The following is a 20,467-nucleotide window of genomic DNA, read 5'->3' on the forward strand; positions in this document are numbered from 1 at the left end:
GCGGGCAACCACGTCTTCTAGGACTATCTGGCCAACTGCCGGCAGAGTGGGCGGCCAACCGACCAGTAGGGCTGCCAGGACCAAAATCACCGCCTTGCGTGCACGCGCCAGGATCCCCATGACTTAGCCCCCTATGGAGTAGTCTACCTGCGCGCGAAACAGGTCCGGGGCGGCCTCGAACGCCGCACGGCCGATGATCGAGTCGCGATCTATGGCCAGGTCAATGGCGAGTGTGCCGTTCAGGTGGTCAATCTCGTGCTGCAGCAGTTCTGAGGTGGGCTGGTCCAGCCGGAACCATTCGCGTTCCTGCCCCTGCTCGTCGGTGTAGCGGACCGAGATGGACAGATGACGCCGCACCCGAACCAGGAGGTAGGGGAAGCACATGCAGTCGTCCCACATGGTGAAGGCCTCCTCGCTGTGCCAGGTGATCTCGGGGTTGACGATGACGAACGGTCCTTGACCCAGGTTCAGGGCAACGAGGCGCAGGGCAATGCCGATCTGCGGGGCCGCTATCCCCCGCCCGAACCCGTGGCGCGCGCGGAAGGCCTCAAGCGTCTCCACCAGGCGCCGGGCGTCCGTTGCGAACGATGGGTCGGAGAGATCGCGAACGCGGGTGGAAACGGCCCTCAGCCGGGGATCGCCCAGCGGCAGCACATCCGCCATCCCATTCCTCCGCGCCTCGAAGGTTCCTCCTCGGGCTGCCGAAACCCTGCGGGCTGCCCGCAGGGATGCGAAGCCCAGCGGGCACCGCGGCCAAGGGCTGCGCCTTGAGCCCTTCCGGGCTCGGTGCTACACTGACTCCGCCCATGGATCCGGTGCTGATTCAGATTGGCCCCCTGGCGATCCGGTGGTACGGCGTGATGCTGGCCGCCACGATCGCCCTCGGTATGATCGTTGCCTATCGTGTCGGACCGCGGTTCGGGGTCGCCACCTCGATCCTGGACAATACGGTCGTGACCTTTGTCGTCGTGGCCCTGGCCGGCGCACGCCTGGGGTACGTGCTCTCCCATCCGGCGGGATTCCGCAACATCGTGGAGGTCATCCGGCTGGACCACGGAGGGCTCACCTCGCACGGCGCGATCGCCGCGGGCCTGCTCTATCTCGCCTGGGCCGCGCGCCGACACGGCGTCTCTATCTGGTCTCTGGCGGACACGTTCGGCTGGGCGATTCCGATCGGAAACATCCTGGTGCGGTTCGGTAACTTCGCCAACGGCGAGCTCTACGGCGATCCCACGACACTTCCCTGGGGCGTGCGGTTCCCAACGGCACCAGACCTGCCGCGGCATCCCCTGCAGATATACGAGATGATCTTCGCCGCGATCATCCTGCTGGCCGCCCGCAAGATCGCGCCGAAACGGCGGTTCGAGGGGCAGGTGTTCTGGACGATCGTGGTGGCCACTTCGATCGGCCGGCTCTTTCTGGATGCGTTGCGCAGCGACGTGCGGGCGGTGGGCTGGCTGACCATGGGGCAGATCCCGGCCACCCTGCTGATCGCCTGGGGTGCGTGGGTGTTGTTCCGGGGCGGCGCTAGGGCGAGCCGATCCGCCTAGAGCCTGGAGAGCAGCGCGCCCACCTGCTGCGCAAACGAGGTGACCGCTCCCGGCAGAACGCCCGCATGGACAACGGCGGCGGCGGCAATGAGCAGCGCGAGGTTCAACAGAGGGCTGGCGTGCAGGCGCACCCCACCGGACGGGTCGGCCGCGCCTGCGCTCCCGGCCCCGGCATCGCCCCCAGCGCCCGCAGACGCGGGCTCCCCCGCGTACATCACGTAGGCCACGCGCATGTAGTAGTACACCGAGATCACGCTGGTCAGCACCCCGATCAGCGCCAGCGCCAGGCCGGCCACACTGCCGGTCTCAACCGCCGCGGCGAAGATGCCCAGCTTGGCCACGAAGCCGCCTGTCGGTGGAAGCCCTGCCAGCGAGACCAGAAACAGCGCCGCGGCCGCGGCCAGCAGCGGCGCGCGGCGCGCCAGTCCCGCGTAGTCCTCGATCCGGTCGGCCTCTCCACCGCCGCGCTCCAGCGCGACGGCCACCGCAAAGGCGCCCGTGCCCATGGCCGCGTAGATCGCCAGGTAGGTCATCACTGCCGATGCCGCCGCCGGCGTCGCGGTTGCCACGCCGACCAGCAGGTAACCGGCGTGGGCGATGCTCGAGTACGCCAGCATCCGCTTGTAGCTGGACTGCGCCAGCGCGGCCAGATTGCCGACGATCATGGTCAGTGCGGCGAGGGCTCCGAGCACCAGGGTCCACTGGTCGGCCAGCGCGGCCAGCGCCAGCGGAAACACGCGCAGCAGCGCCACGAAGGCGCCGATCTTGGCGATGACCGACATAAACGCTACAGCGGGAAGCGGCGCGCCCTCGTAGACATCGGGCGCCCAGGTGTGGAACGGCACCAGCGCGGCCTTGAACCCCAGGCCTATGGACAGCAGCCCCACGCCCGCCGCTGCGGAGATGCCCGCGGGCTGCTGCGCAAACGCGACCCCAAGGTCAGGGAGACGGGTCGTGCCTGTCTCGCCGTAGAGCAGCGCGATTCCGTACAGGAAGAACGCGCTGGCAAACGCGCCGAGCAGGAAGTACTTCATGCCGGCTTCGTGGGACCGGGTGTTGCCGCGCGCCCATGCCGCCAGCACGTAGAGCGGGATGGAGAGCGTCTCCAACGCCAGGAACAGCATCAGTAGATCGCGGCTGGCCGCCATCAGCATCGCACCGGCGCCTGCGGTCAGCACCAGCACGTAGTACTCCCCGCGGTCCAGGTTGTACCGCCGGAGGTACTCAGGGGCGACGAGCACTCCCAGCCCGGTCGCCGCCAGCGCCACGACCTGGCCGACGCGCGTGAGGGCATCGCGCACGTACATCCCGGCAAACGAGACCCCATCTGCTGCCCCGGCCGCGACCCAGGCCGCCCAGAGCACACCTGCCAGGCTTGCCGCCACCAGGTACCCTCGGCGCTCAGGCGCCAGCCACAGATCCGCCATCAGCACCAGGAGCGCCGCGCCCAGCACGATCATCTCAGGCAGGATGAGGGTCAGGTCCACAACCGGGGGAGCAATCATCGCTGCACCCTCACGACCGCGCCGTCCACGGCCGCGTCCCTCACGACCGCCCGCGCCGGAAGCGTGGTCGCCGCCGTACGGTTGAGCCGCTCTAGCGCCGCCTGAACCGCGGCCTCCGACCGGTCCAGCAGCGGCCTGGGGTAGACGCCGATGGCGAAGATGAGGGCAATCAGCGGCACAAACACCAGCACCTCCCGCCGGGTGAGTTCTGCGAGCCGCTCCGGATGCTTCGCCGCCAGCGGCCCGTGCATCACCTGCTGGTAGGCCCACAGCAGGTAGACCGCGGACAGGATCACCCCACCGACTGCCAGCGCGGCCCACCAGGTCGAGGTCCGGAAGGCGCCGAGCAGTATCAGGAACTCGCCCACGAACCCGTTGGTCCCGGGCAGCGCCGCCGAGGAGAGCAGCACGATGGTGAAGATGGCGGCAAACCTGGGCATGCGCGCGGCCACGCCGCCGTAGTCGGCGATCTCGCGCGAGTGCGTACGCTCGTAGAGAACACCGACAATGAGGAACAGCGCGCCGGTGCTGACGCCGTGGTTGACCATCTGGATGAGCGCGCCCTGGAACCCCTGCTCGTTCATCGCTGCGATGCCCAGCATCACGAAGCCCAGGTGGCTGACGCTGCTGAACGCGATCAACCGCTTCAGGTCGGTCTGCGCCCACGAGACCGCGGCGCCGTAGAGGATCCCCACTATCGCCAGGGCGGCCAGCAGCGGCGCGGACGCCACCAGGGCATCGGGGAACAGCATCGGCCCGAACCGCACGAACCCGTAGGTCCCCATCTTCAATAGAATCGCGGCCAGGATCACGCTGCCCGCGGTCGGTGCCTCGGTGTGCGCGTCCGGAAGCCAGGTGTGCAGCGGCCAGATCGGCACCTTCACGGCGAAGGCCAGGGCGAAAGCGGCAAACAGCCATGTCTGCGTTCGGACGGGCAGGACCATCGTGGCCAGACGCTCGATGTCGAAAGTTCGCTCCCACAAGAGCACGGCTCCCAGCACGTGCGTCGCGATGATCGCGATCAGCATCAACACGCTGGCCGCCATCGTGTACAGGAAGAACTTGATCGCGGCGTAGCGGCGGGCCGGCCCGCCCCAGAGCGCAATGAGGAACGCCATGGGGATGAGGACCGCTTCCCAGAAGACGTAGAAGAGGATGAGGTCGAGACTCAGGAAAGTGCCGAGCACCGCGGTCTCCAGGCCCAGGATCGCCACCGTGAACGCTTTGACACGATCGGAAATCGCCGCCCACGAGCTGAGCAGCGCGATCGGGAAGATCACGGCGGTCAGGCCCACCAGCAGCAGCGAGATCCCGTCCACGCCCACGCGGTAGCTGATGCCGTACGCCGGCACCCATGCCGCCTGCTCCACCATCTGCATCGCGCCGGAGGACGCGTCGAACGCCTGGAACACCCTCGCCGCGGCAAGCAGCACCAGCAGACTCACGGCCAGCCCGGCCCAGCGCACGACGCCCTCACGCCCGCGCGGCAGCAGCGCGATTGCCAGCGCGCCGGCCAGCGGAAGGAAGATCAGCGTCGTCAGCATCGCGCTACCCCGGATTCCCGCAACGCCCGCACCTCATCCCGTTACCTCAGGACCCAGTACCCTACGATCAACACCGCGCCAATCAGCACGCCGAGCGCGTACTGCCGGGCGTAGCCGGTCTGCAGACGGCGGGAAGCGCCACCCAGCGCCCCGAACAGACGGCCCACCCCGTTCACCGCCGCGTCAATCACTCCCAGGTCCACGGGCCCGGCCATCCAGCGGCCCGTCGCGTGGCCGGGGGTGACAATGCTCCGATCGTAGAGCGCGTCAACGTACCAGCGCTGCTCCAGCAGCGTACCCATCGCCCCCAGGTGGGGATCGCGCCGGTTCCTGTGGACGATCCAGCCAGTCAGCACGCCCGCGAACGCCACCGCAACCGAGATGCCCATCAAGATTGCTGCCGGGGGGTGCGGTGCCGCTGCGCCCTCTACCTCCACGGCGCCGAGCAGGGGTGCCAGGAAGCGCAGCAGCGGCTCGCCGGCGGCATGCGCGCCCAGCGCCCCTCCGGCCACCGACAGGACCGCCAGGAGCGCCATCGGCCACAGCATCACCGGCGGGGATTCGTGCGGATGCGCGCCCGCCTCCGCGGGCGCGCCAAAGAAGGTGAGCGCCACCGCCCGCGTGATATAGACCGCGGTCACGAACGCGGTCAACAGGCCCAACGCGTAGGGGATGTAGTTGCCGCTGGCCATGCCCAGCGCGAAGGCATGCTCCAGGATCAGGTCCTTGCTGAAGAAGCCGGCAAACGGCGGAATCCCGGCCAGCGCCAGTCCACCGACGATGAAGCCTGCGGCGGTCCACCGTATGGTCCGGGCCAATCCGCCCAGACGCCGTACGTCAATCACGTCGTGCATCGCGTGCATCACGCTGCCGGCGGAGAGAAACAGCAGCGCCTTGAAGAACGCGTGCGTCACCAGGTGAAAGATCCCGATCGCCGGTGCGATCGCGCCCATCGCCAGGAACATGTAGCCGAGCTGGCTGATCGTGGAGTAGGCCAGCACCCGCTTGAGATCGTGCTGCCGCAGCGCCACCGTAGCGGCGTAGAAGGCGGTGAGGGCGCCGATGATCGCGATCACCGCCAGGACTGTCGGCGACGACAGGAACAACGTGTCCAGGCGGGCGACGAGGAAGACGCCCGCGGTCACCATGGTGGCGGCGTGGATCAGGGCCGAGACAGGGGTCGGCCCTTCCATGGCATCGGGCAGCCAGACGTGCAGCGGGAGCTGCGCCGACTTGCCGGTGGCCCCTGCGAACAGCAGCAGCGCGGCTGCCAGACGCAGGCCGTCTGGCAACTCGCCCACGCGGTTGCGGATCTCCGGGATGTCCAGCGTGCCCAGCGTAGTGAAGAGCAGGAACAGCCCCAACAGGAACGCGGCGTCGCCGATCCGGTTGACCACGAACGCTTTGCGGCCGGCGGCAGCCGCGGCCGGGCGCGCGAACCAGAACCCGATCAACAGATACGAGCACACGCCGACCAGCTCCCAGCCCACGAACAGCACAAGCAGGTTGCCGGCCAGCACCAGGAGGAGCATGGCAAAGATGAACAGGTTCAGGTAGGCGAAGTAACGCGAGACGTCGGGGTCGTGCGCCATGTAGCCGATCGAGTAGACATGAATGAGGAACCCGACGCCGGAAACAACAAGCGCCATCGTCAGCGACAGGGCATCCACCTGAAGACTGGCCTGCACCCAAAGGTCGCCCGCTCCCAGCCAGGTGAACAGCGGCACAACCACCGAGAGCGCCGCCTGCGATGCTCCCTCTGCCGCGAACGCTGCCTTTGCCGCCGCGGCCTGCGTGTAGGCCGCCAGCGCAAGCGCTGCGGTGGCGAAGCTCGCGCCGACCGTCGCGCACGCCACCAGTCCCGAGACAGTGCGTGACAGCCGGCGGCCGGCCAGCCCGTTGACGAGCCAGCCCAGCAGCGGCCACACCAGGATCAGGGGCACAAAACCCATCGCCTAACCCCGCAGCAGATCCACGTCGTCAATGTCCACGGTGGACCGCGACCGGAAGATCTCCACGATCAGCGCCAGTCCCACTACGACCTCCACCGCCGCGACCACCAGCACGAAGAACACGATCACCTGCCCGTCAATACCAAGGTGCTGCCTGGCAAACGCGATGAAGGCCAGGTTGACCGAGTTCAGCATCAGCTCGATGGACATGAACACGATCAGGGCGTTGCGGCGGACCAGCACGCCCACGACGCCCATGGTGAAGAGCACGGCGCTGAGCACCAGGTATGCCGAGGCCGGTACCACGGGCTACCGCCCTCCTCTTCCGGCGGGCGGCCCTCGCTTGACCACGACCACCGCGGCGATTATGCCCACCATCAGGATCACCGACGCCAGCTCGAACGGCAGCAGGTAGGTCACAAACAGCACCTCGCCCACCTGCTGGGCGGTGCCGAACCCCTCGGGCGCAGGCGCCAGCGGCCTGGCCGCTGCCACGCTGCCGGCAAGCAGGGCCGCCAGGAACAACGCAGCGAAGACCGCCGCCGCGCCGCGCTGGCGCGGCAGCTTCTCGACCGGGCCCTCGCCCCACCGGGCGTGCAGCAACATGATCACGAAGAGGAACAGCACAACGATCGCGCCGGCGTAGATGATCACCTGGAGCACGGCGATGAACTGCGCGGCCAGCAGCAGGTACGTGACCGCCAGCGATGCCAGGACCACCAGAAGCGCGATCGCGCTGTGTACGGGCTTGCGTGAGGCTATCACGCCCACCCCTCCGGCTACGGCCATCGCTGCTGCGGGGACGAAGATGACCCAATCCATCTGCCCGCTACACCTCCCGCCCCGGATCGCGGCCCGAGGCCCCGGGATAGGGCTCGGTCAACATCGGCTTCGTGTAGACCAGCGAGGCGCGCGAGTAGCCGGCCAGCTCGTAGTCCTGCCCCAGCACGATGGAGCCGGTGGGACACGCCTCTTCGCAGAAGCCGCAGAAGATGCATCGCAGCATGTTGATCTGGAACTGCTCGGCGTGTCGCTCGCCCTTGCTGATCTGGCGTTCGGGCGTGTTCTCCGCGGCCTTCACGTAGATCGCCTGAGACGGGCAGACTATCTCGCAGAGCTCGCATCCCACGCAGCGCTCAACGCCGTCGGCATATCGCGTCAGCCAGTGCCGCCCCTTGAACCGCTGCGCGACCTTGGTCTTGACCTCCGGATAGAGCACGGTCACGGGAGGCCGGAACAGGTACCGGCCGGTAATCAGGAAACCCCGCAGGAGCGCTATGGACTGCTTGAACAGGCCCGGCACCGGCTACCCTCCTACCAGGGCCACAATCACGGCCGTGGCGACGACGTTCAGCAGACCGATCGGGATCAGCACCTTCCAGCCGAAGGCCATCAACTGATCGTGCCGCACCCGCGGCAGCGTTGCCCGAATCCAGATGAACAGGCACGCGAAGGCAAAGGTCTTGATCCCTACCCAGAGGGGACCGGGCAGCAGCGGCCCGTGCCACCCACCGAAGAACAGCGTGGTGACAAGCAGGCTCATCGTGATGATGCCGACGTACTCGCCGACGTAGAACATCGCGAACTTGAAGCCGCCGTACTCAGTGTGGAACCCGGCGATCAGCTCCTGCTCTGCCTCCGGCAGGTCGAACGGCGCGCGGTTCGTCTCGGCGAGAGCGCCTATAAAGAACAGCAGGAACCCCACCGGCTGGAGGGCCACGTACCAGAGCCGCTGCTGCGCGTTCACGATGTCCACCAGACTGAGCGACCCGGCTGTCAGGACCACGGAGACCACGGCCAGCCCGATGGCCAGCTCGTAGCTGATCAACTGGGCACTCGACCGGAGACAACCCAGCAGCGCGTACTTGTTGTTGGACGACCAGCCGCCCAAGATGACGCCGTACACGCCGATGGACGAGGCGCCAAGCACAAGCAGTATGCCCACGTTGACGTCGGCGATGTAGAGCGACACCGGGGTCCCAAGGATGCGAATCTCCGGCCCGATGGGGATCACGGCGTAGACGAACAGCGCGGCGACCATCGAGATGGCCGGCGCAAGCAGGTAGATGAAACGGTCGGCGGTCGCCGGCATGAAGCTTTCCTTGAATATCAGCTTGATCCCGTCGGCAAATGGCTGAAGCAGCCCGAACGGGCCGGCCCGGTTAGGACCATAGCGCAGCTGGAAGCGGGCGAGCAGTCGCCTCTCCAGCAGGGTCGCGTACGCGAACCCGAGCAGCACCATGACCACGAGGGCTATGCTCTTGACCGCGGCGACCAGGACCACGGAGATCACTGGGGCTCCCCTCCCGGTGGAGCAACAGGCCTGATCTCCACGCCGACCGGCACCGGAGACCAGCGCACGAGCGCGTGCACCGGGACGCCGTCATAGCCGCGGTGGACGATGACCTGGCCGGGGAGCGTGACGTCGCTCACGCGGGCCTGGACGACCACCGATGCGTGCTCTGTAGCCAGTTCCACCAGGCCGAGATCGGTCACGCCGGCGCGGGCCGCGTCGGCAGGATGGATCAGACAGTGGGCAGTACCGGCAAGATCGCTCAGACCACGGCACCGGCCGGTCATGCTTCCCTGGGTGAAGAGGCGATCGGCGACCGCTACGATGAGGAAGGGCGCGGTCCCTTCACGGACGTCACCTGAGTGCGCGCCGGCGCCCGAGATGGCGAGCCCGTCCGGCTCGATCCGCGCGGCGGTGCCAGGACCGAGCACGAAGCGCATCCTGGCGGATAGCAGGTCGAATATCTCCCGGTCGGCGCGGGCCTGTCCCGGGCCCTTCACCGCCGCCCGCAGCGTCAGGGTCCTGCCTTCCAGGTTGGTCACCGTGCCGTCCTTTTCGGGCAGGACCAGCACCGGCAGCACCACGTCGGCCGCCAGGGCCGTTGCCGACAGGAACGCCTCGTGCACCACCACGAACCCGACCCCACGACGGGCCGATTGCCATGCCGCGCCGTCGGTCACCGCCGTGGCAGGATCGCTCCCGGCCACGTACAGGAGATCGAACGCTCCTGCGGCCGCGCCCCGGAGAATCCCGGGCGCGTCCATCCCTCCCTCTCCGGGCAGCAGGCCGAACCTCTGCGCTCCGAGGTCGTTGCCCTGCCCGCGCGCGATGTGCAGGGTGCCGTTCACCCGCCGGGCCAGGGCGTCCGCGGAGCGCAGCAGGTCCGGACCGTCAGGTCCGTCCATCGCGAACCTTCCCAGCAACACGTGGACGCGCTCGCCGGATGCGATGGTCGCGGCCGCCGCTGCTAGATCAACGCTCTCCGCCGGAGGCGCGGCCAGCCCTGCCACATCACCGCTCTCCGGGGGAGTCGCGGCACCGGCCGCTGCCAGCGCAGCCACAAGCGGGGCGATCCGGTCTTGACGGTCGAGGAGCTCGCAATGCGCATGGCGCCGGACCTCGAGCCGCTTGGCATGGACGATCACCAGCCGCGCGCCCCGGTCAATGGCCGCCTTGATCCGCAGCCACACCACCGGATACTCCTCGGTGATATCACAGCCGACCAGCACGAAGACGTCACCCCGGCCCAGTTCGTCGAGGGACGAGCGTAGCCCCCAACTCACCCCGAGGCTCGCGCCATCAGGTGGGGAGTCCACACGGTGGTCCAGGTGGGGCGTACCCACCAGATCACGGAAGAACCCTGCCGCGGCAGAGGCGTCCTCGTTTGTGAGCCGCCTGCCGCCGAGGAATGCCACGCGGCCTGGTCCGCGCTCGCGCGAGGCGCGCAACCGGTCGGCCACCAGGCCTAGCGCCTCGTCCCAGGAGGCCTCCTGCAGACGGCCTTCCCACCGCACAAGCGGATTGGTCAGACGATCTTCCGCGGCGACGTAGCCGTGCCCAAGGAACCCCCGGTCGCACAACCAGACGTCGTTGACCTCCGGCTCCTCGCGGGCCCGCGTGCGGAGGATCTCGCCACCGCGCACGTCCAGCCAGATCGAGCACCCGACCCCGCAGTGGGCGCACGTCGAGGCGACCGGCTCAATGTCCCAGGGCCTGGCCTTGAACCTGTAGGTCCGGCTGGTCAAGGCGCCCACCGGGCAGATCGAGATGGCGTTGCCGATGAACTTCGACTCGACCGTAAGGGCCCGCGGCGTGCCGACCTCGCTGGCAAAACCCCGCTCAAATCCCTTGAGCGCGTCGTCCCCGGCGATGATCTCGCCGAAGCGCACGCAGCGCCAGCACAGGATGCATCGCTCTCGGTCCAGGACCAGCACAGGACCCAGGGCGATCGGCTTGGCGCGGTCGCGCTTGACCTCGATGAACCGGCTGCGGCCCGGGCCGTACCGGAACGCCTGGTCCTGGAGCGGGCACTCGCCGCCCTTGTCGCAGATCGGGCAATCGAGGGGGTGGTTGATGAGCAGAAGCTCCAGGATGCTCTCCTGCGCCGCCCTGACCGCCGGGCTGGTGGTGCTGACCACCATGCCCTCGGATGCCTCCAGCGTGCAGGCGGTCTGCAGCTTGGGCATCTTGTGGACCTCGACCAGGCACATGCGGCACGCGCCCAGCGGTGGCATGCGGTCGTGGTAACAGAAGATGGGGATGTCTATGCCCGTTGAGCGGGCCGCCTGATAGACGGTCATGCCCTTGGGCACGGTCACTTCCCGTCCGTCAATCACGAGCGTCACCGCCGCGCGTGGGGCTTCAGCGGCCATGTGCCGCCCCCACCGCGATGCGGCGCTCATACTCGTCCCGAAAGAGCCGGAGCGAGGCCACCAGGCCGGGCGGCACGCTCTCTCCAAGTGGACAGAAGCAGGTGCCGGTCATCCCTGCGGCTATGCCCTCGAGAAGCGCCAGGTCCTCGGTACGGCCGTGGCCGTGCAGGATCCGCTCAAAGATCTGCGCGATCCACGCGGTCCCCTCCCGGCACGGAGTGCACTTGCCGCACGACTCGTCGCGATAGAACTCCACCGCGCGCGCCATCACCTCGACCATGTCTGCGGAATCGTCAACCACTATCACCGCGGCCGAGCCGAGCATTGTGCCGGCCTGGCGCAGGCTGTCGGGGTCCATCTTCACGTCGAGGTCCGTCTCGGTAAGAAAGACCGACGAGACACCACCCGGGAACGCCGCCTTGAATCGCCTTCCAGGACGCATGCCTCCGGCGTGCTCGAAGATGAGCGACCGCAGCGTCACGCCCAGCGGCGCCTCGTACACCCCGGGACGAACGACAGCCCCGCTCACCGAGAACAGCACCGGCGGACCCAACTCCTTGTAACGCTCAGGTCCCAGGCCGATGATCACCGGCAGGTGGCAGAGCGTCTCGACGTTCTGGACCAGCGTCGGCTGCTGATAGAGGCCGGCCTGAGCCGGGAACGGCGGGCGCTGCCTGGGCATCGCGCGGCGCCCCTCCAGCGACTCAAGCAGGGCAGTCTCCTCCCCGGCGATGTAGGCGCCGGCGCCCGGATGCACGACGATCTCAACGGCGTGATCGCTCCCGAAGATCCTCTCTCCCACGAAGCCCGCCCCGCGGGCCTGTGCGATCGCGGCCTCGAGCAATCGGCGACACCGGTAGAACTCCCGGCGCAGGTAGACGTATACCTTACGCGCGCCGATGGTCACCGCGGCGATCAGAATACCCTCGACGAGCAGGTGCGGGCAGCCCTCGATCAGCGTGCGGTCCTTGAAGGTGCCTGGTTCGCCCTCGTCCCCGTTCACAACGACGTACTTCACCGGTGCCGCCCTGGGGATGAACTTCCATTTCTGAGCGGTTGGGAATCCGGCGCCGCCCTTTCCCCGCAGCCCGGAAGCGGTCACCATTTCGATGACCTGGTCAGGGGTCAGCTCCGTGGCTGCGCGGCGCGCAGCGTCGTAGCCCCCGGCGCGGCGGTATTGCTCAATCTCCGCCATGCCCTCGGCCCGCACCCACCGTAGTAGAGCCGATTCAGGCATGGCCGCTTCCGTTGCCATCTTCTACGCCCCTGCGCCCTACCGGTACCGATCCAGCATCTGCTCGACGTCCTCCGGCGACACCGCGGCCCACCGATCCTCGTCCACGAGCACCGCCGGAGCTTCCTCGCACGCTCCCAGGCATTCCGCCGTCCGAAGCGAGAACCGCCCGTCCGGCGTGGTCTCGCCCGGATGGATGCCCATTGCCTCTTGCATGCGGCTCAACACGCGCTGGCACCCGTTGAGCATGCACGACAAGTTGGTGCACACGTGCACCACGTGCCTGCCCACGGGCTCGAGGTAGAACAGGCCGTAGAACGAGGCGACCGAGGTCACCTCGGTCACCGGGAGTTCGAGCACCTCGGCCACCGACTCCAACGCCGCCGGGCTCAGGTATCCGGCCTCCTGCTGCGCCACGAACAGCGCAGGAAGAAGGGCGGATTGGCGGTGCTCGTAGAAGCCGGCCAGGCGACGGATCTCCTCCCGCGCGGCTTCCGTCACCGGTCCACGTCTCCCAGCACGACGTCAAGACTCGCGATCGCTACGACCACGTCCGCAATGAACCCCCTGTACACCATTGCCGGCAGCGCCTGCAGGTTGTTGAAAGTTGCCGCCCGCACCCTTACCCTGGCGGGCCGGTTGCTCCCATCGCTGACCAGGTAATAGCCCTTCTCTCCCCTAGGGGACTCCACCGCCGCGTACACCTCGCCTACCGGGGGATGCAGCCCTTCGCTGACCAGCTTAAACTGGTGGATGACTGCCTCCATGCCGCGGACCAGCTCACCGCGTGGCGGCAGCGCGATCTTGCGGTCGTCCACGATCACAGGGCCGCCAGGAAGGCGATCGAGCGCCTGCAGGATGATCCGGCGGCTTTGCCGCATCTCTTCCAGCCGTATGATGTACCGGTCGAAGGCATCGCCGTTCTTGCCCAGCGGCACGTCGAACTCGAACTGCTCGTACCCACCGTACGGGAACGCCTTGCGCACGTCGTAGTTCACACCCGAGCCGCGCAGTATAGGCCCGGTGCAGCCGTATGCCAGCGCGGCCTGCGGGGTGAGAACCGCCACGCCCTCGAGGCGCCTGCGCCAGATCAGGTTGTCGGTCAGCAGGGAGTCGTACTCGTCCACGCGAGCGGCCAGGCCCTCGGCAAGCCGCCTGACGCGCGCCTCGAACCCCTCGGGCAGATCCCGATGGAGCCCGCCTATACGGAAGTATCCGTGCATCATGCGCTGGCCGGAGGCCATCTCCAAGATGTCAAGGATCTGCTCGCGATCTTGGAGGCAGTACATGAAGCCGCTGGACACGTTGACATCAATGGCGCTGGATCCCAGCCACACGAGGTGGCTGGCGATGCGGGACAGCTCCGCCAGGATTATCCGGGCCACCTGAGCCCGAGGAGGCGGCGTTATGCCCAGTAGCTTCTCGACCGCCGTGACGTATGCCATCTCCTCGATGAAGGTGGCCAGGTACTCGATGCGAGCGGGGAAGACGATGTTCTGGTGATAGGTGCGGTTCTCCATCTCCTTCTCGAACCCGGTGTGGAGGTATCCGATGATCGGCCTTGTACCGACGATCACCTCGCCCTCGAGATCGAGAAGCAACCGCAGCACCCCGTGGGTAGCCGGGTGCTGCGGGCCCATGTTGATCGTCAGGGGTTCGGTTCGCGAATCAGGCATTGGGCGCTCGCAGGCCTACCGCCGCGGCGGCGACTTTGGGATGATTGCGCTGGGCACCTTCGGCGTGTGGCCGTTGAACTGCACCGGTTCCTCGGTGAGAGGGAAGTCCTTGCGGAGGGGGTGGCCTTCCCAATCATCGGGCATCAGGATGCGCGTGAGGCCCGGGTGTCCCTCGAACCGGATGCCGAACATATCGTAGGCCTCCCGCTCCAGCCAGTTCGCTCCCGACCACAGGCCGGTCACGCTCGCTATCACCGGCGCGTCACCCGGCAGGCGCGCCTTGACCCGCAGGCGCACCGGCGGCGCGTACCCGGTCAGCAGGTATACAACCTCGAAGCGCGGCTCGGCCGGGAAGCGATCAATGGCGGTCAGGTCCGTCAGGACCGGGGTCCAATCCGGAGCACCGCGCAGCGCGAGCAGCGCATCGAACGCCCGCCCCGCTGGGACGATCGCCGTCACCTCGCCTCGGAACTCGGTCACCTCGAGATCGAGGTCGGGAAGCCTCTCCCGGAGCAGGGCGACCAGCGCCGCGGCGCTCCTCACCGCCGGCCACCTGTAGCACCGATCTTCTCCCGCAGCATGAGGAACCCGTGCATGAGCGCCTCCGGGCGGGGCGGGCAGCCTGCCACGTACACGTCCACCGGTACGATCTTGTCCACGCCCTGTACCAGGGCGTAGTTGTTGAACACGCCGCCGCACGAGGCGCAGTCGCCCATGGCGATGACCCACTTCGGATCGAGCATCTGATCGTAGATGTGCCGGAGGACAGGGGCCATCTTCTTCGAGACGCGACCGGAGACGATCATGAGATCGGCCTGCCGCGGCGAGGCGCGAAACAACTCGCTGCCGAACCGCGCCAGATCAAACCGCGCGGCCGCGGTGCACATCATCTCGATTGCGCAGCAGGCCAGCCCGAACGACGCGGGCCACACGCTGCCCTGACGCGCCCAGGTGACCATCCGCTCGACCGTCGTCGTGAGCACGCGCCGCCCGAGCCCGAGATGGGCATCTTCGCGTTCAGGGCCGCGCGTGCTCACAGTGCCGTCACTCCCACTCCAGCGCCCCGCGCTTCCAGGCGTAGATCAATCCAGCGCCCAGCACCCCTACGAACACAAGCATCTCGATCAGTCCGAACGTTCCGAGCCGGCGGTACACCACTGCCCACGGGAACAAGAAGACCGTTTCGATGTCGAACAGGATGAACAGCATGGCTATCAGGTAGTAGCGGATGGGAACGCGCTCGCGCGTGGACCCGATCGTCCAGACGCCCGACTCGTAGGGTTCCATCTTGGGAGGTGTGGGACGGCTGCCGCCAACGAGGGCATGAAGCACCGGCAGCGCCACGGTCAGTACGACTACTATGACGAAGTGCACGAGGACGGGAATGTAGTCCTGCAACCGCTCACCGCCAGGAGTGCTAAACCACATTCCTCTTACGCTGCAAACTCCCGTGTATCATGCCAAAGATTCCACAGGGTGTCAACGACGGACGCCGTTCGCACCGGACCCGGCGCGCCGGACCCTGGCCAGCAGGGGCGGGAGCAGAGCCAGGACGCGGTCAATCTCCTGGACGGTCGTCTGGCGGCCCAGGGAGAAGCGCAGCGTGCCCGCTGCCAACCGATCGGGCAGCCCGAGCGCCGCGATCACGTGCGAGGGTTCGATGCTGCCCGCGGCGCAGGCCGATCCGCTGGAAGCCGCCACCCCTTCCAGGTCCAGCGCCAGGAGCAGCGATTCGCTGTCGGCGCCGGCGAAGGAGACGCTGAGAATGCCCGGCAGCCGTTCCCGCGGATGTCCGTTGACGTGTGCAACCTCGATATCGGCCAGCCCGGCGGCCAGACGGTCGCGCAGCATCGCGATACGGGCGGACTCCTCGGCCATGCTCTCACGCGCCAGGCATGCGGCCGCGCCGAAGCCGACGATTGCGGACACGTTCTCCGTGCCTCCGCGGCGGCCACGCTCCTGGCTTCCGCCGTGAAGGATCGGCTCGATGTCCACACCGGAGCGCACGTAGAGCGCGCCGACCCCCTTGGGTCCGTAGCGCTTGTGCGCCGAGAAGGACAGCACATCAGCGCGCAACTCTCCCACGTCCACCGGGACGATCCCAACGCTCTGCGTCGCGTCGGTGTGGAAGAGCACGCCGTGCTCTCGCGCGATCGCGCCGATCTCGGCGGCAGGCGCCAGCGTGCCAATCTCGTTGTTGCCGTGCATGATCGAGATCAGCACCGTCCCCGGCCGGATGGCGCGCCGCACCGCGTCCGGGTCCACGCGTCCATGACCGTCAACCGGGAGAACCGTCAGGGCGGTGCCGCGCTCTGCCAGCCAGCGACAGGGTTCCAGCACCGCGTGGTGCTCGGTCGCCGCGGTGATCAGGTGCGCGTCAGGCCGCCGGCGTGCGTATGCCGCGCCAATGATGGCGGCGTTGTTTGCCTCGGTGGCGCCAGAGGTGAAGACTATCTCGCCGGGTCGGGCGCCGATCAAGTCCGCGACCGCGGCACGGGCTTCGTCCACGGCCGCCCGCGCGGCCTGTCCAAAGCCGTGCACGCTTCCCGCGTTCCCGAAGCGGTCGGCGAAGAAGGGCGCCATCGCTGCCAGCACCCGTGGATCCACCGGCGTGGTGGCCGCGTAGTCGAGGTAGATGTGTTCGCGGTCTATCGCTGACCTCCGGGCGGTTCTGGTGCCAGCAACTCCGCCAAACCCTTGATAATCCGCGCGGTCGCCCCCCACACCATGTGAGAAATATTCTCATAATACACCAGCTCGACCAGCCTGCCCTCGCGTACGACGTGCTCCACCCGCAGGTTGGCCGGATCGAGAAAGGAGGCAAGCGGCACGGCCACGATCTCGGCGATCTCGTCGGGGTTTGGCCTGAGGTCCACCGGCGGTGGAACCAGGCCCACGAACGGGGTGACCGCGAACCCTGACGCGATGACCTCGATCTCGTCCAGGCGACCCAGCACCTCGACTTCCGACGGCGCGAGACCGATCTCCTCGTGTGTCTCGCGCAGCGCGGTTTCAAGCAGATCGGCGTCGCCGTCTTCCTGGCGGCCGCCTGGAAACGAGATCTGCCCTTTGTGATACTCGACCTTCTCGGCCCGTTTCGTCAGGAGCAGATGCATGGCGCCGCCGGACTCGAACAGCGGCACCAGCACCGCTGCCCGGCGGCGCGAGCCCGGCGGGAGATCACTCGAGAGGTCGCGCGGCAGGTCGCGCGGGACCGCCGCCTGCAGGCGCGATCGCAGCAGTTCCAGGGTATCCACACCCTGGTCTTGGATGCCGGAGGCGCGCTCTCCTCCATGGTGCGTCCCAACGATATCTGGTGGCCGGCCGCGCCTGGATCCCAACATCTTGTGTAGGATGGAGGAGTTCAGCCCGGCGCAGGGAATAATCCTGGCGACCCCGGGGGGAAGGCCATGTATCCGCTGTTCGCCTCCTTAGACGGCTCTCCATCGCAGCGCCGACGCGACATCTACCTCCTTAGCCCTAGGCTCCTTCCCCCCGAGGTCATTGCGGTCGCGTTCGCCAAGACCTCCCGCAGCCCCAGGCCGTTCCGCGAGATCGCAGAGGAGTTGACCGAACGGCACTCGAGCGAGTTCCACGAGAAGTGGGTAGTCGGCTACGGCCACGGTTCGGTCGCCGAGCACGCGGTCCTGCACCTGGCGCTGGAGAACCTCTCACGGCTTGCCATCGAGAGTCTGGAGAGCAACCGGCTCTGCTCGTACACGGAGAAGTCCACCCGGTATCAGATCTTTGACGCGTTCTTCTTCCCGCCGGAGATCGCGGCGTCTCCACACGCGGAGCTGTACCGGGAAACCTGCCGGGATCTCTTCCAGGCCTACCAGGCAAGCCTTGACCCGGTCCGGAGGGTCATAGAGGCCCGGCATCCGCGCGGTGCCGAAGAGCCAGCGGCTGCCTACGAGGCGCGCATCCGATCCAAGTACGTTGACGTCTGCCGGTTCCTGCTGCCCTGCGCCACCGTCGCCAACGTCGGCATGACCGCCAACGCAAGGTCGCTGGAACACGCGATCACGAAGATGCTCTCGCACCCCCTCGACGAGGTCCGGGCCATCGGCGCCGAGATAAAGCGGGTCGCGTGTGCCGAGGTGCCTACGCTGGTCAAGTACGCGGGCCCCAGCGCCTACCTCACCGAATCGGCCGCCGCGCTTGAGGCCACCGCGCAAGAGGTCGCCGCGCAGGGGGTCGCCGCGCAGGAGGCCACCAAAGGGAGCCGTGGAGTGGACTCACATGCCGGCGTCCGCCTGGTCCACCATGACCGTGACCCCGAGACAAGGGTTGTGGCCGCGTGCCTCTACCGCCACGGCAGGTCTGCGTACGCGGAAGCCTGGGACCGGGCCTGTGCGATGAGCGCACACGAGCGGCGCGCGGTGATCGAGCAGGCCCTCGGGCGCCTTGGCCGCCACGACGTGCCAATCCGCGAGATCGAGCACACGACCTACACCTTTGACATCGTGTGCGACCAGGGCGCGTACTTCGATCTCAAGCGGCACCGCATGATGACCCAGAGCCCGCAGGCGCCCACGGTGGAACTAGGATACGCGGTCCCGCGCGCGATGGATGAGGCCGGGTTCGGCCACCGCTTCCGCGACGCGGTAGAGCAGGCCACCGACGCCTACCGCCGGATAGCACGTGATTTCCCCCACCAGGCGGCGTATCTGGTAACCAACGCCCACAACAGGCGTTTCCTTGCCACGATGAACCTGCGCGAGCTCTACAGTCTCGTGCCGTTGCGCGCCCGCGAGGCCGGCCACTTCTCATACCGGCGGGTGGCACTGTTGATATATGAGGCAGTGCGCGCGGTTCATCCGGGCCTGGTGGCGCACATCCGGTTTGGCTACGATGCTCCCGAGGCGAAAGCGCTGGAGGCAATGTTCTTCTCGGAGATCTCGGCCGCGGGCGGATTGAAGCAGGGCTGATTGAGGCAAAGCGGATCGAAGCAGGGGGGTGGACCGTGCGATTCGTGATGGTGCGCCGGGGCGGACGGCCCCGGCTCGGGATCGTGGACGGGGCGTACGTCTACCTGTTCGCAGACGACCTTCTGTCGTTCATCGAGCGCGGCAGCCTGGTCCCGGCGCGCGCGGCCCTGGCCCAGGGCAGGCGCCGCATTCGGGCAGGCCGCAAGCATCCCGATGTAATCCCGGTGGCCGGGGCGTGCCTCCTTGCGCCCATCCCGCGACCCCGAAAGAACATCTTCTGCGTGGGCCGCAACTACGCGGAGCATGCCAGGGAGGGCGGGAGCCCGCCCCCGGAGGTACCGGTGTTCTTCACCAAGCCGCCCACGTGCGTAGTGGGACCCGAGGCGCCGGTAGTGCACCACGCCGTGACCCAGCAGCTGGACTACGAGGTCGAGCTGGCCGTGATCATTGGAAAGCGCGGGCGCGACATCCCGGTAGAACGCGCGCTGAGCCACGTGTTCGGGTACACGATCATGAACGACGTCACCGCGCGCGACCTGCAACGCCGGCACCAGCAGTGGTTCAAGGGCAAGTCCCTGGACACTTTCGCGCCCATGGGCCCCGCGGTGGTCCACCGTTCCGAGATCCCCGACCCCCAAAACCTGCGTCTGCGGATGCGCGTCAACGGCGAGCTGCGACAGGATGCGTCCACGGCAGGCATGATCTTCTCCGTGGCGCGACTGATCGCGACCCTGTCGGCGGGAATGACCCTCGATCCAGGTGACATCCTGGCCACGGGCACGCCGGAAGGCGTAGCCATGGGGCGCACGCCGCCGGCCTGGCTTCAGGCAGGTGACGTGGTTGAGGCGGAGATAGAAGGGATCGGGACGCTGCGAAGCCGGATCGTGGCCCCCTAGGAGCCGGGCGCCAGCGGCGCCAGCAACTCGGCCACGCACTCAAGAAACCGCTGGTCTTCGCTCGAGAAGGCGTCAATCTGGTCACCGTCAATGTCAATCTCCCCGACGACCCGCCCCTCCGCGAAGATCGGCACCACGATCTCCGAGCGTGTGTGCGCGAAGCAGGCCAGGTAGCGGGGATCCTGGCTGACATCGGGCACGATCTCGGTCTGCCCTGATCGGGCCGCGGCACCACACACACCGGTCCCGATCGGAATGCGCGTGTGCTCCGTTGCCTGCGGGCCCTTCCAGGGGCCAAGCACCAGGTCGTCCCCATCAACCCAGTAGATCCCGACCCACGAGTAGTGGGGGAACCTGTCTTGCAGGAAGTCCACGATCCCGGCAGCACCACTCTGGCCGGCCAGGACGCGCACCTCATCAAGGACGCGATCGAAATCCATCCCTGCCTCCTCTGGCGGCGGTCTCCCGACATTATAGCGCCGGGAATAACCCGCAGCGCGCCGCGCGTTCCCTG

At 67.6% G+C, this 20,467-nt stretch carries 21 protein-coding genes; 3 read left to right on the plus strand and 18 right to left on the minus strand.

The features are described from left to right. Positions 1-123 precede the first annotated feature (123 nt). Complete coding sequence (locus FJX73_11550; GenBank protein MBM3471407.1) at positions 124-663, minus strand: peptide deformylase; 540 nt, start codon at positions 661-663, stop codon at positions 124-126. Here FJX73_11550 and lgt point away from each other — a divergent pair. After that, the gene (gene lgt / locus FJX73_11555; protein MBM3471408.1) at positions 588-1,550 is read left to right on the plus strand and encodes a prolipoprotein diacylglyceryl transferase; all 963 of its coding nucleotides are present in this window, start codon (positions 588-590) and stop codon (positions 1,548-1,550) included. The genes FJX73_11550 and lgt overlap by 76 nt on opposite strands. On the opposite strand, the gene FJX73_11560 is transcribed toward lgt, so the two are convergent. From FJX73_11560 to FJX73_11635, 16 genes are all read right to left on the minus strand, one after another. After that, positions 1,547-3,055, minus strand: coding sequence for an NADH-quinone oxidoreductase subunit N (locus FJX73_11560; protein MBM3471409.1), 1,509 nt, complete (start codon positions 3,053-3,055; stop codon positions 1,547-1,549). The two genes, lgt and FJX73_11560, sit on opposite strands and share 4 nt — an antisense overlap. Further along, positions 3,052-4,599, minus strand: coding sequence for an NADH-quinone oxidoreductase subunit M (locus FJX73_11565; GenBank protein MBM3471410.1), 1,548 nt, complete (start codon positions 4,597-4,599; stop codon positions 3,052-3,054). The genes FJX73_11560 and FJX73_11565 overlap by 4 nt, the downstream gene beginning before the upstream one ends. Positions 4,600-4,640: 41 nt before the next feature. Then, the gene (nuoL, locus tag FJX73_11570; protein MBM3471411.1) at positions 4,641-6,551 is read right to left on the minus strand and encodes an NADH-quinone oxidoreductase subunit L; all 1,911 of its coding nucleotides are present in this window, start codon (positions 6,549-6,551) and stop codon (positions 4,641-4,643) included. 3 nt (positions 6,552-6,554) lie between these two features. After that, positions 6,555-6,857: an NADH-quinone oxidoreductase subunit NuoK gene (nuoK, locus tag FJX73_11575; protein ID MBM3471412.1), complete on the minus strand. Its 303-nt coding sequence runs from the start codon at positions 6,855-6,857 to the stop codon at positions 6,555-6,557. Between the two features lie 3 nt (positions 6,858-6,860). Then, positions 6,861-7,373 carry an NADH-quinone oxidoreductase subunit J gene (locus tag FJX73_11580; protein ID MBM3471413.1) on the minus strand — a complete coding sequence of 171 codons (513 nt, stop codon included), beginning with the start codon at positions 7,371-7,373 and terminating at the stop codon, positions 6,861-6,863. Positions 7,374-7,380: 7 nt separating this feature from the next. Then, on the minus strand, positions 7,381-7,854 hold the full coding sequence (nuoI, locus tag FJX73_11585; GenBank protein ID MBM3471414.1) for an NADH-quinone oxidoreductase subunit NuoI: 474 nt from the start codon (positions 7,852-7,854) through the stop codon (positions 7,381-7,383). A gap of 3 nt (positions 7,855-7,857) precedes the next feature. Further along, entirely contained in the window at positions 7,858-8,844 is a 987-nt protein-coding gene (gene nuoH, locus FJX73_11590) for an NADH-quinone oxidoreductase subunit NuoH (protein MBM3471415.1), read from the minus strand. Next, positions 8,841-11,246: an NADH-quinone oxidoreductase subunit NuoG gene (nuoG, locus tag FJX73_11595; GenBank protein ID MBM3471416.1), complete on the minus strand. Its 2,406-nt coding sequence runs from the start codon at positions 11,244-11,246 to the stop codon at positions 8,841-8,843. The genes nuoH and nuoG overlap by 4 nt, the downstream gene beginning before the upstream one ends. Continuing rightward, positions 11,206-12,453 (minus strand): NADH-quinone oxidoreductase subunit NuoF, encoded by a 1,248-nt coding sequence (gene nuoF / locus FJX73_11600; GenBank protein MBM3471417.1) that lies wholly within the window; start codon positions 12,451-12,453, stop codon positions 11,206-11,208. Before nuoF ends, nuoG begins: the two co-directional genes overlap by 41 nt. A gap of 36 nt (positions 12,454-12,489) precedes the next feature. Next, positions 12,490-12,951: an NADH-quinone oxidoreductase subunit NuoE gene (gene nuoE / locus FJX73_11605; protein MBM3471418.1), complete on the minus strand. Its 462-nt coding sequence runs from the start codon at positions 12,949-12,951 to the stop codon at positions 12,490-12,492. Further along, entirely contained in the window at positions 12,948-14,126 is a 1,179-nt protein-coding gene (locus FJX73_11610; GenBank protein MBM3471419.1) for an NADH-quinone oxidoreductase subunit D, read from the minus strand. Before FJX73_11610 ends, nuoE begins: the two co-directional genes overlap by 4 nt. Positions 14,127-14,141: 15 nt before the next feature. Next, the gene (locus FJX73_11615) at positions 14,142-14,651 is read right to left on the minus strand and encodes an NADH-quinone oxidoreductase subunit C (GenBank protein MBM3471420.1); all 510 of its coding nucleotides are present in this window, start codon (positions 14,649-14,651) and stop codon (positions 14,142-14,144) included. 14 nt (positions 14,652-14,665) lie between these two features. After that, positions 14,666-15,085 (minus strand): NADH-quinone oxidoreductase subunit B, encoded by a 420-nt coding sequence (locus tag FJX73_11620; GenBank protein ID MBM3471421.1) that lies wholly within the window; start codon positions 15,083-15,085, stop codon positions 14,666-14,668. A gap of 85 nt (positions 15,086-15,170) precedes the next feature. Continuing rightward, positions 15,171-15,554, minus strand: a complete 384-nt coding sequence (locus FJX73_11625) for an NADH-quinone oxidoreductase subunit A (GenBank protein MBM3471422.1) — start codon at positions 15,552-15,554, stop codon at positions 15,171-15,173. Between the two features lie 51 nt (positions 15,555-15,605). Next, complete coding sequence (locus tag FJX73_11630) at positions 15,606-16,763, minus strand: cysteine desulfurase (protein ID MBM3471423.1); 1,158 nt, start codon at positions 16,761-16,763, stop codon at positions 15,606-15,608. Between the two features lie 11 nt (positions 16,764-16,774). Beyond that, on the minus strand, positions 16,775-17,470 hold the full coding sequence (locus FJX73_11635) for a CoA pyrophosphatase (GenBank protein MBM3471424.1): 696 nt from the start codon (positions 17,468-17,470) through the stop codon (positions 16,775-16,777). 66 nt (positions 17,471-17,536) lie between these two features. On the opposite strand from FJX73_11635, the gene FJX73_11640 reads away from it, so the two are divergent. Both FJX73_11640 and FJX73_11645 read left to right on the plus strand, forming a co-directional pair. Further along, complete coding sequence (locus FJX73_11640) at positions 17,537-19,057, plus strand: FAD-dependent thymidylate synthase (GenBank protein MBM3471425.1); 1,521 nt, start codon at positions 17,537-17,539, stop codon at positions 19,055-19,057. Positions 19,058-19,104: 47 nt separating this feature from the next. Next, positions 19,105-19,953, plus strand: a complete 849-nt coding sequence (locus FJX73_11645) for a fumarylacetoacetate hydrolase family protein (protein ID MBM3471426.1) — start codon at positions 19,105-19,107, stop codon at positions 19,951-19,953. On the opposite strand, the gene FJX73_11650 is transcribed toward FJX73_11645, so the two are convergent. Continuing rightward, positions 19,950-20,393, minus strand: coding sequence for a GAF domain-containing protein (locus tag FJX73_11650; protein MBM3471427.1), 444 nt, complete (start codon positions 20,391-20,393; stop codon positions 19,950-19,952). The genes FJX73_11645 and FJX73_11650 overlap by 4 nt on opposite strands. Positions 20,394-20,467 lie beyond the last annotated feature (74 nt).

The organism is Armatimonadota bacterium, assembly GCA_016869025.1.
Taxonomy (GTDB): domain Bacteria; phylum Sysuimicrobiota; class Sysuimicrobiia; order Sysuimicrobiales; family Humicultoraceae; genus VGFA01.